The sequence below is a fragment of the Marinomonas balearica genome (assembly GCF_004362145.1).
GTDB classification, from domain to species: Bacteria; Pseudomonadota; Gammaproteobacteria; order Pseudomonadales; family Marinomonadaceae; genus Marinomonas; species Marinomonas balearica.
Genome location: NZ_SNXC01000010.1, coordinates 456,727 through 473,041 on the forward strand (window position 1 = coordinate 456,727; position 16,315 = coordinate 473,041).

The 16,315-nt window shown below is 43.6% G+C and carries 15 protein-coding genes; 12 read left to right on the forward strand and 3 right to left on the reverse strand.

Annotated features, from left to right (window positions below; genetic code table 11):
- Nucleotides 1-42: 42 nt before the first annotated feature.
- From ftsA to mutT, 6 genes are all read left to right on the forward strand, one after another.
- Nucleotides 43-1,314 carry a cell division protein FtsA gene (gene ftsA, locus DFP79_RS07255; RefSeq protein ID WP_133503260.1) on the forward strand — a complete coding sequence of 424 codons (1,272 nt, stop codon included), beginning with the start codon at nt 43-45 and terminating at the stop codon, nt 1,312-1,314.
- 42 nt (nt 1,315-1,356) lie between these two features.
- The gene (ftsZ, locus tag DFP79_RS07260) at nt 1,357-2,595 is read left to right on the forward strand and encodes a cell division protein FtsZ (protein ID WP_133503261.1); all 1,239 of its coding nucleotides are present in this window, start codon (nt 1,357-1,359) and stop codon (nt 2,593-2,595) included.
- A 105-nt stretch (nt 2,596-2,700) separates the two neighbouring features.
- A complete protein-coding gene (gene lpxC / locus DFP79_RS07265; protein ID WP_133503262.1) occupies nt 2,701-3,615 on the forward strand; it encodes a UDP-3-O-acyl-N-acetylglucosamine deacetylase in 915 nt (304 codons plus the stop codon).
- Nucleotides 3,616-3,766: 151 nt separating this feature from the next.
- Nucleotides 3,767-6,481: a preprotein translocase subunit SecA gene (gene secA / locus DFP79_RS07270; RefSeq protein WP_133503263.1), complete on the forward strand. Its 2,715-nt coding sequence runs from the start codon at nt 3,767-3,769 to the stop codon at nt 6,479-6,481.
- Nucleotides 6,482-6,494: 13 nt separating this feature from the next.
- Nucleotides 6,495-7,715: a bifunctional glutamate N-acetyltransferase/amino-acid acetyltransferase ArgJ gene (gene argJ, locus DFP79_RS07275; protein ID WP_133503264.1), complete on the forward strand. Its 1,221-nt coding sequence runs from the start codon at nt 6,495-6,497 to the stop codon at nt 7,713-7,715.
- A complete protein-coding gene (mutT, locus tag DFP79_RS07280; RefSeq protein ID WP_133503265.1) occupies nt 7,712-8,113 on the forward strand; it encodes an 8-oxo-dGTP diphosphatase MutT in 402 nt (133 codons plus the stop codon). Before argJ ends, mutT begins: the two co-directional genes overlap by 4 nt.
- Nucleotides 8,114-8,200: 87 nt before the next feature.
- Here mutT and DFP79_RS07285 read toward each other — a convergent pair whose 3' ends face one another.
- A complete protein-coding gene (locus DFP79_RS07285) occupies nt 8,201-8,998 on the reverse strand; it encodes a response regulator transcription factor (RefSeq protein ID WP_133503266.1) in 798 nt (265 codons plus the stop codon).
- A gap of 218 nt (nt 8,999-9,216) precedes the next feature.
- Here DFP79_RS07285 and ppiC point away from each other — a divergent pair, with 218 nt between their 5' ends.
- From ppiC to DFP79_RS07305, 4 genes are all read left to right on the forward strand, one after another.
- On the forward strand, nt 9,217-9,495 hold the full coding sequence (gene ppiC / locus DFP79_RS07290; protein WP_133503267.1) for a peptidylprolyl isomerase PpiC: 279 nt from the start codon (nt 9,217-9,219) through the stop codon (nt 9,493-9,495).
- A 31-nt stretch (nt 9,496-9,526) separates the two neighbouring features.
- Nucleotides 9,527-9,946 carry a protein tyrosine phosphatase family protein gene (locus DFP79_RS07295; protein WP_133503268.1) on the forward strand — a complete coding sequence of 140 codons (420 nt, stop codon included), beginning with the start codon at nt 9,527-9,529 and terminating at the stop codon, nt 9,944-9,946.
- Nucleotides 9,947-10,044: 98 nt separating this feature from the next.
- Nucleotides 10,045-10,656 (forward strand): helix-turn-helix domain-containing protein, encoded by a 612-nt coding sequence (locus DFP79_RS07300; RefSeq protein WP_133503269.1) that lies wholly within the window; start codon nt 10,045-10,047, stop codon nt 10,654-10,656.
- 63 nt (nt 10,657-10,719) lie between these two features.
- Nucleotides 10,720-12,066 carry a class II 3-deoxy-7-phosphoheptulonate synthase gene (locus DFP79_RS07305; protein WP_133503270.1) on the forward strand — a complete coding sequence of 449 codons (1,347 nt, stop codon included), beginning with the start codon at nt 10,720-10,722 and terminating at the stop codon, nt 12,064-12,066.
- 53 nt (nt 12,067-12,119) lie between these two features.
- On the opposite strand, the gene DFP79_RS07310 is transcribed toward DFP79_RS07305, so the two are convergent.
- The gene (locus DFP79_RS07310) at nt 12,120-12,857 is read right to left on the reverse strand and encodes a GIY-YIG nuclease family protein (protein ID WP_133503271.1); all 738 of its coding nucleotides are present in this window, start codon (nt 12,855-12,857) and stop codon (nt 12,120-12,122) included.
- A gap of 93 nt (nt 12,858-12,950) precedes the next feature.
- The gene (locus DFP79_RS07315; protein ID WP_133503312.1) at nt 12,951-13,577 is read right to left on the reverse strand and encodes an O-methyltransferase; all 627 of its coding nucleotides are present in this window, start codon (nt 13,575-13,577) and stop codon (nt 12,951-12,953) included.
- 232 nt (nt 13,578-13,809) lie between these two features.
- Between DFP79_RS07315 and thrS the strand changes: the two genes are divergently transcribed.
- Nucleotides 13,810-15,726, forward strand: a complete 1,917-nt coding sequence (gene thrS / locus DFP79_RS07320; protein WP_133503272.1) for a threonine--tRNA ligase — start codon at nt 13,810-13,812, stop codon at nt 15,724-15,726.
- Between the two features lie 29 nt (nt 15,727-15,755).
- Nucleotides 15,756-16,289, forward strand: coding sequence for a translation initiation factor IF-3 (gene infC / locus DFP79_RS07325; RefSeq protein WP_133503273.1), 534 nt, complete (start codon nt 15,756-15,758; stop codon nt 16,287-16,289).
- Nucleotides 16,290-16,315 lie beyond the last annotated feature (26 nt).

Sequence of the window (16,315 nt, forward strand, 5' to 3'; positions counted from 1 at the left end):
TATGTATAAAAGTTGCGATTTAGCTAGAGCTAGGAAGGTTGAATGATAGTTGGCTTAGACGTTGGCACATCAAAGGTTACTTGTGTAGTAGGCGAGATGCTTGATGATGGTGACGTTGAAATTGTTGGTATTGGTACTCACCCTGCTAAAGGCATGAAAAGAGGTGTTGTTATTAATATTGAATCTACAGTTCAGTCTATTCAAAGAGCTGTAGAAGAAGCAGAGTTGATGGCTGGCTGTAATATTCACTCGGTTTATGTCAGTGTTGCTGGAAGTCATATTCGAAGCCAAAACTCTCATGGTATTGTTGCGGTTAAGGACGGAGAAGTTCAAAAAGAGGACATTGAGCGAGTAATCGATGCTGCGCAAGCAGTACCAATCTCATCAGATCAGCGTCTTCTTCATGTTTTGCCGCAAGAGTTTCAAATCGACTCTCAAGAAGGTATTAGAGATCCTTTAGGGATGTCTGGTGTGCGTTTGGAGGCAAATGTTCACCTAGTATCTGGCGCAGCAAACGCCGTCATGAACGTTGAAAAGTGCATTAAGAAGTGTGGTTTGGGTGTTGATGGCGTTATTTTGTCGCAGTTGGCAGCCAGCGATACGAGTTTGAGTGAAGACGAGAAGGAGCTTGGTGTCTGCCTTGTTGATGTAGGTGCGGGAACGTCAGACATTGCTGTTTGGGTTGATGGTGCATTGCACCATACGTCTGTCGTGCCAGTCGCAGGTGATCAAGTAACTAATGATATTTCTATGGCGTTGCGAACGCCAACTGTTCACGCAGAAGATATAAAAATTAAATATGCGTGCGCATTATCATCATTAGCTTCTGCTGATCAGGTGATAGATGTACCAAGTGTAGGTGATCGTCAGTCTCGCTCAATATCACGACATGCATTGGCAGAGGTGGTAGAGGCAAGATACGAAGAAATTTATCAGCTTATTTATGATGAGTTACAGCGAAGTGGTTTCGCTGAGCGTATTCCTGCTGGAATAGTTATAACGGGTGGTACGGCATTGATGGAAGGTGCTGTCGAGCTTGCGGAGCGTATCTTTGATATGCCTGTTCGATTGGCAACACCTGCTAGGATTAAAGGGATTTCGGAAATTGTCGACAACTCTATGTATGCGACAAGTGTTGGTTTATTAGCAAATGGAAATGCTGGAATGGATGAAGTAAGTGCTGAACCTTCAAATGTTTTGAGGGCTGGAAATAGTAGAAATTCACAAGATTATAGCAGTGATGAAATCAAGCCGTCTTTCAGTGCAGCGAAAGCTTGGCATAAAGTAAAAAATTGGTTTCAAAGTTATATTTAATAATTGTCATTTTGGCAGCAGATTTTTAGGAGCGTGTCGCCCATGAATGTGTTTGATTTAGCAGATGAAAATTTATCCGACAATGCTGTCATAAAGGTTGTTGGTGTTGGTGGTGGTGGCGGTAATGCAGTTCGTCATATGTTGGAAAATCAACTAGAAGGCGTGGAATTTATCTGTGCCAATACCGATTCAAAAGCTTTGATGGGATTGGATTCGGGTGTTACCTTGCAGCTTGGTACTACCGTTACTAAGGGGCTTGGAGCGGGGGCTAATCCGTCAGTAGGGCGTGACTCAGCTTTAGAGGATCAGGAAAAAATCACTCAGCTCCTTACAGGGGCTGATATGGTATTTATTACAGCAGGCATGGGTGGAGGTACCGGAACGGGTGCGGCCCCTGTTATTGCGCAAGTAGCGAGAGATTTGGGGATTCTTACTGTTGCAGTAGTCACTAAACCGTTTCCTTTTGAAGGTCGTCGTCGTGCAAAAGTGGCTGATGCTGGGCTTCAAGAATTGCGGGAGAATGTTGATTCTCTTATTACGGTCCCCAACGAGCGTTTACTTCCTGTATTAGGAAAAAATATTTCTCTTTTGAAGGCGTTTGGTGAAGCAAACAATGTTTTGTTTAACGCTGTTCAAGGTATTACAGACCTTATTATGCGCCCTGGTTTGATTAACGTTGACTTTGCAGACGTTAAGACGGTTATGTCCGAAATGGGGATGGCAATGATGGGGACTGGTGCTGCAATTGGTGAGGATCGTGCTCGTGTTGCTGCAGAAGCGGCAATACACAACCCTTTGCTTGAAGATATTAATTTAAAAGGTGCCCGTGGGGTGCTGGTTAATATTACGGCGAACGAAGAAGTCGGGCTTTCTGAATTTACTGAAGTAGGTGGAATCATTGAAGAGTATGCATCTGAAGATGCAACCGTCGTAATTGGTTGTGCTATTGACCCTTCTGTGGAAGATGAAATGCGTGTGACTGTGGTCGCGACTGGTTTGGAAGGTAATAGTTCGAATGTTGAAATGAAAGTGGCTGTGGGTGATGTGTCCGCTGCTAAGTCGGTTTCTAGTCAGGCTCCTACTTCTTCCGGTGCTACTCCTGTGGTCGAGACAGTGTCAAAGCCTGTCGTGACAGCTTCTGTTGTGCAAAAAGAAGAAGCGACTTCTTCGGAAGATGTTCAGGCTAAGGTGAGTGAAAAAACTCAAGAGTCATCGAAGGGGGCGGAGGATCAGTTGTCATATCTAGATATCCCTGCGTTCTTGCGTCGTCAAGCTGATTAATTTGCGTAAAAATTACGCAAATTAATGGCTTTGAATTGTATAAAAATTAGATAGTTGATAATATTCTCATTAATTAACTGTCTGTAATGAAACTGTAGGAAAAGAATGGTACGTCAGCGCACACTGAAAAATATTATCCGCGCTACCGGGGTTGGTTTGCACTCTGGTGAAAAAGTGTATTTAACACTTAAGCCAGCTCCAGCTAATACTGGTATTGTATTTGTGCGGACAGATCTTGAGCCGCCTTTAGAAATAGTCGGCGATGCTCGCGCTGTTGGCTCAACGAACTTTGCTACTGCTCTGTGTTCTGGGGACGTTAAGATAAGTACAGTTGAACATCTTATGTCAGCAATGGCTGGCTTGGGTGTTGATAATGCCTATGTTGAGGTTAGCGCTAGTGAAATCCCATTGATGGATGGCAGTGCCAGTCCATTTGTCTTCTTGTTGCAGTCGGCTGGCCTCGAAGAGCAGGATGCACCGAAGAAGTTCATTCGTATTACTAAACCTATACGAGTTGATGAAGGTGATAAATATGCCATTTTGGAGCCACATTCAGGCTTTAGGTTATCGTTTACCATCGACTTTGATCACCCTGCGATTGGTGAGGATGTTCAAAATACATCAATAGATTTTTCTACGACGACGTTTGTAAAAGAAATCAGTCGTGCCCGTACGTTTGGGTTTATGAAAGATCTAGAGTATTTTAAGAATAACGATTTGGCTCGTGGCGCCAATATGGATAACGCGATTGTCCTTGATGATTTCAAAGTGTTGAACGATGAAGGGCTTCGTTATAGAGATGAGCTCGTTAGGCATAAAGTGCTAGATGCAATCGGTGACTTGTACTTGTTAGGCCATAGCTTAATTGGTGAGTACAAAGCTCATAAGTCGGGTCATGCGTTAAATAATAAATTGTTGCTTGCTTTACTTGAGCGTCAAGATGCTTGGGAATATGTTTCCTTTGAAGATGAAGCGCAAGAGATGCCTATTTCTTTTGTTGAGCCTGTAGCGGCAAATTAATTGACTGCAAAATATGCAGTCAGTTGTATAGACACAAAAAAGCCAGACTAAAGTCTGGCTTTTTTGTGTCTATACACTTGTTATTTCATGTTTTGCCCCACATTACCATGTTAAACTCTAACCACTATAAATTTAGCGACGTTGAAATAAGATGCTAGGAACAGTCATTAAGAAAGTTATCGGTACAAAGAATGACCGAGAAGTTAAAAAATACAAAAAAGTTGTTAATCAGATCAATCAACTAGAAGAGGCATTCTCCTCCCTAAATGATGATGAACTTATGGCTAAGACATCAGAGTTCAGGTCGCGTCTAGATAAAGGAGAGGAGTTAGATGCACTTCTCCCTGAGGCTTTTGCAACCGTGCGAGAAGCCAGTAAGCGAATCATGGGGATGCGACATTTTGATGTTCAGCTAATTGGTGCCATGGTTCTCAATAAGGGATCAATCGCTGAAATGCGTACTGGTGAAGGTAAAACCCTGGTAGCAACTTTGGCTGTTTATCTGAATGCGTTAACTTCAAAAGGTGTTCACGTAGTTACTGTGAATGATTATCTTGCGAAGCGTGACGCAAACTGGATGCGCCCATTGTATGAGTTTCTTGATTTAAGTGTCGGCGTTGTATTTGCTGGCCAGGAGAAAGAAGAAAAGCGAGCGGCGTATTTGAGCGATATCACGTACGGCACAAACAACGAGTTTGGCTTCGACTATCTGCGTGACAACATGGTTTTCAGAATGGAAGATCGTGTGCAGCGTGATCTTAACTTTGCGGTGGTCGATGAAGTTGACTCGATCTTGATTGATGAGGCGCGTACGCCTTTAATCATTTCTGGCGCCGTTGAAGACAGTTCTGAGCAATATGAAAAAATCAATAAGCTGATTCCTTTGCTAATAAAGCAAGAGGAAGAGGTTGAAGGTGCCGAAGAAGTTGCAGTTGGGCATTACACTTTTGACGAGGCTCAGAAAAATATTGAGCTGACAGAAGATGGTCATCAGTTCGTTGAGGCGTGGCTGGTAGAGCAAGATATGCTTCAAGAAGGTGATAGTCTTTATTCTGCGTCCAATTTGGCTCTTCTGCATCATGTCCATGCCTCTATGCGTGCGCATGTTATCTTCAAAAAGAATGTGGATTACGTGGTTCAGGACGGTCAGGTAGTTATTGTTGATGAGCATACTGGTCGAACAATGGCTGGGCGTCGTTGGTCTGAAGGTATTCATCAGGCTGTAGAGGCTAAAGAAGGTGTTGCGATTCAAGCAGAGAGTCAAACCCTTGCCTCCACCACGTTCCAGAATTATTTTAGATTGTATGAGAAACTGTCTGGGATGACCGGGACGGCTGATACTGAAGCGTACGAATTCCAGCAAATTTATGGATTAACTGTTGTTGTTATTCCGACCAACAAAGTTGTGCAGCGTAAAGATCATAATGATTTGATCTATATGTCAACCCAAGAAAAGTTTGAGGCGATCGTTAAGGATATCGAGGAGATTGTTAAGCAAGGGCGTCCGGTTTTAGTTGGTACGGCGTCAATTGATTACTCTGAATTGCTTTCAAGTTATCTGAATAAAGTGGGCATCGAGCATAATGTTCTTAATGCTAAGCACCATGAGCGGGAAGCTGAGATAGTGGCAGGTGCCGGACGTGCGGGTGCTGTTACGATAGCAACCAATATGGCTGGCCGTGGTACAGACATCGTATTGGGCGGCAACCTTCAAACTGAGTTGGCTGATTTGGGTGAGGGTGCGACCGAAACTCAAATAAGTCAATTGAAATCAGATTGGGAGTCTCGACACAAGGCCGTATTGGCGGCAGGCGGATTGCATATTATTGGTACTGAGCGTCACGAATCGCGCCGTATTGATAATCAGCTTCGTGGTCGAGCGGGTCGTCAAGGTGATGTTGGTTCGTCACGTTTTTACTTGTCTCTTGAAGACAACCTAATGCGTATTTTTATGTCTGACCGTATCAAAAAAATGATGCAGGCGCTGGGCATGGAAAAAGGTGAAGCGATTGAGCATAAAATGGTCTCTAACGCCATTGAAAAAGCTCAGCGCAAAGTGGAAGGTAGAAACTTCGATATTCGTAAGCAGCTTCTTGAGTATGATGATGTTGCTAATGATCAACGTCAGGTTATCTATACTCAGCGTTACGATATGATGTCTTCTGATGACCTTTCTGGCGCGATTGAGTCTATGCGTGAGGAGGTTGTAGCTGGGGTTGTTGATGAGTTTATTCCGCCTCAGAGTATGTTTGATCAATGGGATCTTGAAGGGCTGGAAGAGAAGCTTAAGAATGAGTTTGGGCTTGAATTGCCAATTAAAGCTTGGGTAGAAGCGGATAAAAAACTCTACGAAGAGCCGTTACGTCAAAAAATTCTTGATGGTTTCATTGAAGATTATAAAGCGAAAGAAGAAGTGGCGGGCGCTGAGTCTATTCGAGCATTTGAGAAGCAAGTTTTATTGCAGGTGCTTGATACTCTATGGAAAGAGCATTTGCAAACAATGGATATGCTGCGTCAAGGGATTCACCTACGTGGATATGCTCAGAAAAACCCTAAACAAGAATATAAGCGTGAATCCTTTGAGTTGTTCCAGAATCTATTGGAGCAAATTAAGTACGAAGTGATTCAAATAACTGCGCGAGTTCGAGTTCAGTCTCCAGAAGAAGCACAAAAGATTGAAGAGGCGAGAAGGTTGCAGGAGGAGCAGCTCAAAATGAGTGTGCAACATCAGCAATCAAATGCTTTTGGAGAAGACAATCAGTCGTCAGAAGAGTCGGGGTCTTCCGTACCTAAAGTCGGGCGCAATGAACCCTGCCCTTGTGGGTCGGGTAAAAAGTACAAGCAGTGTCACGGTCGGTTAGTGTAAGGGGGAGATTAGAATGGCTGTTGGTTTAAACTCTTTTCCTGCAATTCCTCATATTGAAGGTGTTCGGTTTTCAGCGGTTGAGGCGGGCATTAAAAAGGCATCTCGAAAGGATCTTGTTGTATTTGAAATCGACAAGGGTGCGAGTGTGGCAGGTGTTTTTACACAAAATGCGTTTTGTGCGGCTCCTGTTCGCTTGTGTCGCGAGCATTTGGCGTTATCTGTGCCAAGGTATTTGGTGATTAACACTGGCAATGCGAATGCGGGAACAGGAAAGCAGGGGTATCAGGATGCTTTGTTGACGTGTGAAGCCCTCGCTGCAATTGTAAAATGTGATGTTTCTGAGGTGCTCCCTTTTTCAACGGGTGTAATAGGTGAGCCTCTACCGACTGATAAAATAGTAAATGCCCTGCCAGCGGCATTGGCTTCGCTTAAGGGTGAAGGTTGGCGTGATGCTGGCGAAGGTATTATGACGACGGATACATTGCCAAAAGGTGCGTACCGTCGATTCGAAGTTGATGGAGTCCACTATACTGTTGGTGGTATTTCGAAAGGGGCGGGTATGATTCGCCCTAACATGGCTACAATGTTGGGCTATGTTTTTACTGACATCGCAATTGATCAAAATGTATTGCAAGGTGTCCTCAAACGAGCAACTAATAAAAGCTTTAACCGCATTACAATCGACAGTGACACATCTACCAATGATTCGTGTATCGCTGTTGCTACTGGTTTAGCGGGTAATGAGAAGGTTTTGGATGTTGAGTCCAAGTTGGGTTGTGCGTTTGAGCGGGCTTTTACTGACGTCATGCAAGAATTGGCACACGCCATTGTAAGAGATGGTGAAGGGGCGACTAAGTTTGTGACAGTTGAGGTGATTGGGGCGAAAAGTCAAGATGATGCTGCTGCAGTAGGTTTTGAAATTGCCCATTCGCCCTTGGTTAAAACGGCATTGTTTGCATCAGATCCAAATTGGGGGCGTATTTTGGCTGTTGTTGGCCGTGCTCCGATTGAAAGCTTGGATGTGGATCGAGTGAATATTTCACTTAATGGATGTTCAATTGTGGCTCAAGGTGGTCGTGCAGATAGCTATACTGAAGAGCAGGGTCAAGAGGCAATGAATCCGGACGGAATTCATATTTTGGTGGATTTGGGTGTTGGCGATGGTGAAGATACGGTGTGGACAACGGATTTGTCTCACGAGTATGTGACAATTAATGCGGAATACAGAACGTGACGTTGATCCAAGTCTCGGCTGGCATCATTAAAAGGGATGATCGCATATTTTTGGCGTTTAGAGATGAAGCTAAACATCAGGGTGGTTTGTGGGAGTTTCCCGGAGGGAAGTGTGAGGCTGGCGAGTCTTCTTATGATGCATTATGTCGTGAGCTCTTGGAAGAATGTGCTATTGCTGTATCGTCAGCGACATTGTTTAAAGAAGTGCGTCATGACTATGAAGATAAGTCGGTTGTGTTGTACTTTTATTTAGTTGAGGCGTTTAAAGGGGAACCTGCGGGCGCTGAAGGTCAAAATGTTTCTTGGGTTCAGGTGTGCGAGTTAAATGACTTGCAATTCCCTGCAGCAAATCAAGTGATTGTTGATGAGTTAGTGGCGCAATGTTGTGAGTTGAATTAGCGCGAGATTCACTGTCATTGCTGAAAGATACAAGATATAAAAAAAGGAAGCGAAAGCTTCCTTTTTTTATATCTTGGCTAAATAGGGTTAGCCAAGTAGGTTATGTAGAAGTGATTTGATAGTGTTGGGTGTGAATGTTTTGTCGCATAGGGCATCAACTTCGCCTTTAGTGACATTGGATAGTTGTGGCGTATCTGCGTCTGAGCTGACCATTAGTACGGGAATGTGAGAATGTGCAGGTGAGTTCTTAATATGGTTTGCAAGCTCAATGCCGTTCATTTCTGGCATGTTGTAATCTGTAATGATTAAGTCGTACTGCTTTTCTTCTAAGAGTGCTAGTGCTGCGCGTCCGTCATCAGCGCGATCAATATACATAATTCCCATTGATTGAAGTGTTCTTGAGATGTGTTTTTGAGCCATATTACTGTCATCGGCGATTAGCACTTTAAGTTCTCGGGGGTCAAAAAACTCAAGCTCAATTTCTTCTTCATTATTTAGATCGAGGGTTGCTTTTATGGCAGTGTCTAGATCGTCGCTAGAAAAAGGTTTAGGGAGTACGGCTAGAAGACCATTTTGTCGAAGGTGCTCTAAAGATTCTCTTTTCCTTTCGCTTGAAATAAGCATAAAGGGTACATCGGACGTGCTTGGAGTGGATCTTATAAAATCAATTATGTCGTTTGCAGTGCCATCTTCAAGGTACATCGATGAAATAACTAAATCGGGGGTGTGCATTGTTAATGTGTTTGATGCTGATGCGACATTTTCTGCCACGTCGATATCTGTTACTCCGGATTCATGCAGTGCATTTAGGATGATTTTTTGCTGAGCTTTAGAGGGCTCAATGAGGATGATTGATAACTCTTGTGCATCTGCAATCAATTTCATTTTGTGTACGTCTCTCGTATTTAAATCTTTTCTAAGAATACCAATGTTACGCCTTGGGGCGTGTTAAAAAATGTAGTCTCAGTGTGCGTGTTTATGCTTATTTTGCGCGTTTTTAGTGGCTCTTTGGTGGTTTTTTTTCATTCGTAAATGGATAACAATTACTCCAAATAACGGGTTATACTTTAACGTTGTTATTTAGAGTTGTCTTGGAGGGTATTATGGCGACCGCTAGTGCGTGCCATATATTGGTAAAAAGTAAAGTTGAAGCAGATAAGCTGAAAGTTCGACTCAATAAGGGTGAGGATTTCCACAAATTAGCGAAGAAGCACTCAACGTGCCCATCCGGAAAGAAAGGTGGGGATTTGGGGGAGTTTCGTAAAGGGGATATGGTTGCGGGGTTCGATAAAGCTGTATTTAATGGACCTTTATTGACGATTCAGGGGCCTATAAAAACCCAGTTTGGTTTTCATCTAATTAAGGTGCTATACCGGAATTAATCTGTTGAAGTGAAAGTGTACCGAGGTGGTTATGACAATTACAAAATTAGGTGAACGCTATTCAGTGTCTCCTCAGCTTACGCTTAAAGATTTGGAGCTTGCTGCAAAGGATGGTATTGAGTTGATTATAAATAATCGGCCCGATGCAGAGTCCGAAGATCAGCCATTATCGAGTGATTTGGCTGAAAAGGCTTTAGAGCTTGGGGTTCAATACGTCGAAAATGCGTTTGATTTTAAAACTCTCTCACAGCAGCATATTGATGCTCAGTCTCAACTGTTGAATTTAAATAAAAAAACGTTGAGCTTTTGCCGTACCGGTACGCGATCTTCTGTTCTTTGGATATTGTCGGGCGTGAAATCAGGTGGCAACTATTCCAGTCTTCGCAAGCATGTCGAGCTGAGCGGCTTTGATTTGACGCGTTGTGAAGCAGCGATGGAACAATTTATTTAGCCAGTCTTCATTTTAAATGCTGCTATAGGGCAAATTGGACCGTCTTTATAAAGGAGGGTTTATGTTGTTTGAGTGTGGCAAGGGTAGTAGGAGTATTCATGGTTAGTCGCCCTTCGCTGGAAACGGCAACATCTTCAGAACCTGATAAATTCGTCGAACCGCTTGAGCTTGGTAAACGAGTAAAAGCAATTAGGCTTGCAAAGGGTTGGACGCTAGAAGAAGTCGGTCAGAGGACTGGGATTGCGCGTTCGACTTTGTCTAAGATTGAAAACGACCAAGTGTCTCCAAGCTTTACGATAGTTCAAAAGTTGATTAAAGGGTTGGGGATGGATTTACCTCAGCTTTTTGTTGAATCCTCTGATCAATCTATCGCAGGAAGGCGTGATATTACACGTAAAGGGAAAGGTGAGCCTCACCCTACGTCAACTTATGAGCATGAACTTCTAAACTTTTCTATTAGTCATAAAAAAATGGTGCCGTTCAAAACGAAAGTGCGTGCCAGAGCGATAGAGGAGTTTAAGGAGTGGATTCGACATGATGGCGAGGAGTTCCTGCTGGTACTATCTGGAAAGATAAGGTTCTTCTCCGAGTTTTACGAGCCTATAGAGTTAAAATGTGGAGACAGTGTGTACTATGATGCAGCTATGGGTCATATGGTTGTCTCATTATCCGAAGAAGATGCGGATATACTGTGGGTGGTTGCCCGCTAAAGGTTGCTTTTCAGGAAGTGCTGAATTGTCGTATAAATAAAAAAATTAAGTGATGTGATAAAAATGAGTGAATGGAGTACAGCGAGCTGGAGGTCTAAAGTGGCGCTTCAGCAGCCAGAATACCCGGATCTAGGTGTATTAAATTCAGTTGAGGAAACTTTGTCTGGAATGCCTCCACTGGTGTTTGCAGGTGAGGCTCGGCAACTGCGTCGTAACTTGGCTAAAGTGGCGAATGGTGACGCGTTTTTGTTGCAGGGCGGAGATTGTGCTGAAAGCTTTGCAGAGTTTCACGCCAATAATATTCGAGACACCTTTAAAGTTATGCTGCAGATGGCTGTCGTAATGACGTATGCTGGAAAGTGTCCGGTAGTAAAGGTGGGTCGTTTGGCGGGGCAGTTCGCAAAGCCGCGATCAGCTGGTACTGAGATTGTGGACGGTGTTGAGCTGCCAAGCTATCGTGGCGATATTATCAACGGAATCGGTTTTACACCTGAGGCACGTATTCCTGATCCTGAGCGATTGATAAAGGTTTACAATCAAAGTGCGGTGACAATGAATTTGTTGCGTGCATTTGCTCAGGGCGGTTTTGCTGATTTGCATCAGGTTCATAAATGGAATTTGGACTTTTTGAAGGTTAGTCCTGCTGGAGCTCGATATCAGGGGGTTGCTGATAAAATTGACGATGCTCTTCAGTTTATGGAGGCGTGTGGTATTGGTGAAGGAGTTGGGCAGTTAAAAGAGACTGACTTTTACACTTCCCACGAGGCGCTTCTTTTGCCTTATGAAGAGGCTTTGACGCGTCAGGATAGTTTGACCGGAGAGTGGTACGACTGCTCTGCACACATGCTTTGGATAGGGGATCGTACGCGTCAACTGGACGGTGCTCATGTTGAGTTTCTTCGTGGTGTGCAAAACCCTATTGGGCTTAAAGCGGGTCCGTCTATGAATCCAGAAGATTTGGTTCGTCTGTGTGATATTTTGAATCCAAATAACGTTCCGGGGCGTTTAAATATTATTGTGCGCATGGGGGCTGATAAAGTCGCCGAGGGGATGCCGAAGCTTATTCAGGCGGTTCAAAAAGAAGGTAAGAATGTTGTCTGGAGTAGTGACCCGATGCATGGAAATACATGTAAGGCGAGCTCAGGTTATAAGACGCGTCGCGTTGATGATATTCTGCGTGAAGTTCAGCAATTTTTTGAGGTGCATCAGTCGGAAGGGAGTTACCCAGGTGGTGTGCATTTTGAAATGACGGGCCAGAATGTGACTGAGTGTGTAGGTGGTGCGTTCCAAGTAACAGAGGCAGATCTAGCAGATCGCTATCATACTCACTGTGATCCAAGATTAAATGCAGATCAGTCGTTGGAGTTGGCATTTATGATATCGGAGACGCTCAAGAAGGCTCGCGCGTAGCTTTTTATAAAAAAGCCAGCCTTGGTTGGCTGGCTTTTTTTGGAGGCTGCTATTTAGCCTTTTCTTCTTCGGAAAGCTGATGTGGCGACTTTAGATGTAGTGTCTATTTTTGCCATAATCATAGACATTTCTTCTGCTTGCTCTTGTTGAGCGGCTTTTAACTTATCTTCTCTTTCTTTTTTGGCTTGTTTTTCTGCTTCTTTAAGCATTCTCTGTAAGGTTGCTGAGCTTGCTTTTGTTCGCTTAACTTGTTTGACATCGGACGGCTTTTTTGGGTCGGCGATGGTTGCTGTCGCAGGGGAGTCTAATCGATCTTCACCGATTAGCTCTCCGAAGAAAGACTTTGTGCTGGGTGTCGGTTCAGGCTTTGCTGGTAGCTCGATTTTCTTCGCTGAAGCGGCGGTTTTGCGAGCGCTTTTTTTGGCTGCTTTCTTTTCTGCTTCAGCGTTAGAGTTACCGCTGGTGTCGAACATGGCTTTTTTGCCGAAGTCAAAAGTCTTCGCTTTTACTGAGCTTTGGCCTATTTTGTATCCACGGAGGCTTTCACCGTTGTAGATAGAAACATAGTCTTGTTCTAGTTCGTATAACTCTTCTTTGTCAGAAGTTTCGAACAGTTCTTCTACTACGAAAGCGTCAGCTCCGCTAGCGCGGATGTCTTCATACAGTGGGTATGTTAATTCTTCGTCAGAAGAAGCCTCGACATATTGCTCGAAGCGCTGGAACCCGCTGTTGAAGGACGTTCCAATATAGTTTTTTCCGGTAATCGTGTTAGTAATCTTAAAAACGACCAAGATCGTTGCCTCTATATTAACTTTTTAATAGCAAATAACTCCCCATACCATCTTGGGTAAAGAAGGTGGAGAGAAAGGTTCTAGTAGTGTGGTTTAACGTTTGACGATAAGGTTTAAGCCGTCTCGTACGTTTAAATGTACGTTTTCGACTCGTTCGTCGTTGAAAATGCGTTTGTTAGCAGTGTCAACTGCTATGTCGCTATTTTCAATGGGATCTAAAACGCGTCCTTGCCATAGAGAGTTGTCTATGATGATGAGTCCGCCGGAGCGAACAAGTGGGACAACTGCCTCGTAATAATTTAAATAGTTGCGTTTGTCTGCGTCAATAAAGACAAAATCAAATTCACCCGTTAGTGTTTCAATTGTCTCAAGTGCAGGGCCAAACTGAGTTTGAATCTTTTTTCCGTATGGGCTGCGGTCAAAAAAACGTTGAGCAAATTCAATTGCCCGAGGGTTGGTTTCACAACAAATTAGTTCGCCATCTTCCGCCATTCCTTCTGCTATAGACAAGGCGGAGTACCCAGTAAACATACCAATCTCAAGGGCTCTTTTGGGGCGAGTGAGTTTGGCGAGAAGTTTCAGGGTTCGACCTATGGTTTTTCCAGACAGTTTGTTTGGATACCCCATATCCGAGTAAGTCTTTTCTACTAACTCAACGAGTAAATCAGGCTCAGATTGTGTTGTATCTGTGCAATAGTCGTCTAAAAGAGTGTAATCCATAAGGCCTTGAGCTAGTTGGTTGTGAAACGGCGTCATTTTACCTTGGGTGTGGAGAATGTCCATGCCTAAATTGTAGAAAAAAAGGTTGATTTATTTGCATTCTTTTAAGTTGGGTATGGGGCGGGTATATGAATTGGATTCGCATGTTTTTATAAAAAATGTTAGTTTATACCGCTCAAAATTCCATGTGCTCTCTGGTATGGAGCACCACTGACTCCGATAGGGGAAAAAAATGCCTGTAATTACATTGCCAGATGGCAGCCAACGTACTTTTTCTGAACCTGTAACGCTAATGCAAATTGCTGAGGATATTGGTCCTGGGCTTGCGAAAGCGACAGTTGCGGGAAAAATTAATGGAACACTCGTTGATGCTTGTGAAGTTATTGACGAAGATGCTGATGTGAGTCTTATCACGGGTAGGGATGAGGAAGGCCTTGAAATCATTCGCCACTCATTTGCCCATCTCGTTGGTCATGCTGTTAAGCAATTATTTCCAACAGCCCAAATGGCAATTGGTCCAGTTATAAATGAAGGTTTTTACTACGACGTTGCATTTGAACGTCCGTTTACGCTTGATGATATGGCGGCAATCGAAAAGCGAATTGGCGAACTTATCAAAACGGATTATGACGTTGTTAAAAAAATGACGTCAATTCAAGATGCTCGTCGCCAGTTTGAAGAACGAGGGGAAACTTATAAAGTTCAGCTTATTGATGATATGGATGAGTCGGTAAGCGAGGTGGGCTTGTATCATCATGAGGAATACATGGATATGTGTCGTGGGCCACATGTCCCTAACACTCGTGTACTTCGTCATTTCAAATTGATGAAACTTGCTGGAGCTTATTGGCGCGGAGATTCCAATAATGAAATGCTTCAGCGTGTTTATGGAACGGCGTGGGCAGATAAAAAAGAGCTAAAAGCGTATTTGCTGCGTATCGAAGAAGCTGAAAAGCGTGATCATCGAAAATTAGGCAAAAAACTTGATTTGTTCCATGTTCAAGAAGAAGCACCAGGTATGGTGTTTTGGCATCCTAAAGGCTGGAGCTTATATCAAATTGTTGAGCAGTATATGCGTCAAAAGCAACTTGATAATGGCTATCAGGAAGTAAAAACCCCTCAGATTGTTGACCGTGTACTTTGGGAAAAGTCTGGCCATTGGGGTAAGTATCAGGAAAACATGTTCACGACGCATTCGGAAAATCGCGATTATGCGGTTAAACCAATGAACTGCCCGTGTCACATTCAGGTTTATAACCAAGGCCTTAAAAGTTACCGCGATTTACCGTTCCGAATGGCGGAGTTTGGTTCATGTCATCGCAATGAGCCGTCTGGTGCATTGCATGGGATCATGCGTGTTCGTAACTTTGTTCAGGACGATGGACATATTTTCGTAACTGAAAATCAAATTCAATCAGAAGTGTCTGAGTTTATTAAGTTGCTTCATGATGTTTATGCGGATTTCGGCTTTGAGCAGATCGTATATCGTCTTTCAACACGCCCTGAACAGCGGGTTGGTTCTGACGAAGTATGGGATAAAGCAGAGAAAGCATTGGCGGATGCGCTAAATGTCGCTGAATTGGATTGGGAAGAGTTGCCTGGAGAAGGTGCTTTTTATGGTCCTAAAATTGAATTCTCTTTGAAAGATGCTATTGGCCGAGTTTGGCAGTGTGGTACTATTCAGGTAGACTTCTCGATGCCTACTCGTTTAGGCGCACAGTATGTTTCTGAAGACGGCTCTCGCCAAACACCTGTAATGTTGCACAGAGCAATAGTGGGGTCATTGGAAAGATTCATCGGAATATTGATAGAAGAAACCGAAGGATCGTTCCCAGTTTGGTTGGCGCCTGAGCAGGTGGTGATCATGAATATTACTGATCGTCAGACCGAATACTGTGAAAAATTGGAAAAAACCCTAAATTCTAATGGGTTTAGATCAAAACTGGACTTGAGAAACGAGAAGATCGGGTTTAAAATTCGCGAGCATACTCTTCAACGCATCCCATACTTAATTGTTGTTGGTGATAAAGAAGTTGAAAACGATCAGGTTGCAGTTCGAACTCGTTCGGGCGAAGACCTAGGTGTAATGAGTATAACCCAATTCGAAGATTTGCTTCGTGAAGAAGTTGCTCGTCGTAGTCGAAAATAATTAATGGAGATAGAGCCATAAAAGGTAATATGAATCGTGGGCGCAATAATAAACAGCAGCGCCCTCAAATCAACGAAAACATTGCAGCTACCGAAGTGCGCTTAATCGGTGCTGACGGTAATCAAGTGGGTGTTGTTTCGATTGAGGAAGCACTGGATGCCTCTCGCGCAGCGGCACTAGACCTAGTGCAGATTGCAGATTCAGATCCGATTGTTTGCAAAATCATGGACTACGGCAAGCATGTTTTTGAGCAGAAAAAAGCTAAAGCCGCTCAAAAGAAAAATGCGAAGCAAATCCAGGTTAAAGAAATGAAGTTCCGACCAGGGACGGAAGAAGGGGATTATCAGGTAAAACTCCGCAACCTGATACGTTTCCTAGAAGGTGGAGACAAGGCCAAAGTATCTTTACGATACCGTGGTCGTGAAATGGCCCATCAAGAGCTTGGCATGCAGCTTATGAATCGAGTCGCTCAAGACTTAGAGGAATATGGTGTAGTTGAACAAGCCGCGAAAATGGAAGGTCGTCAATTGACGATGGTGCTTGCTCCCAAAAAGAAGAAGTGATTCACGTCTGAAAAGACAGAGGAATC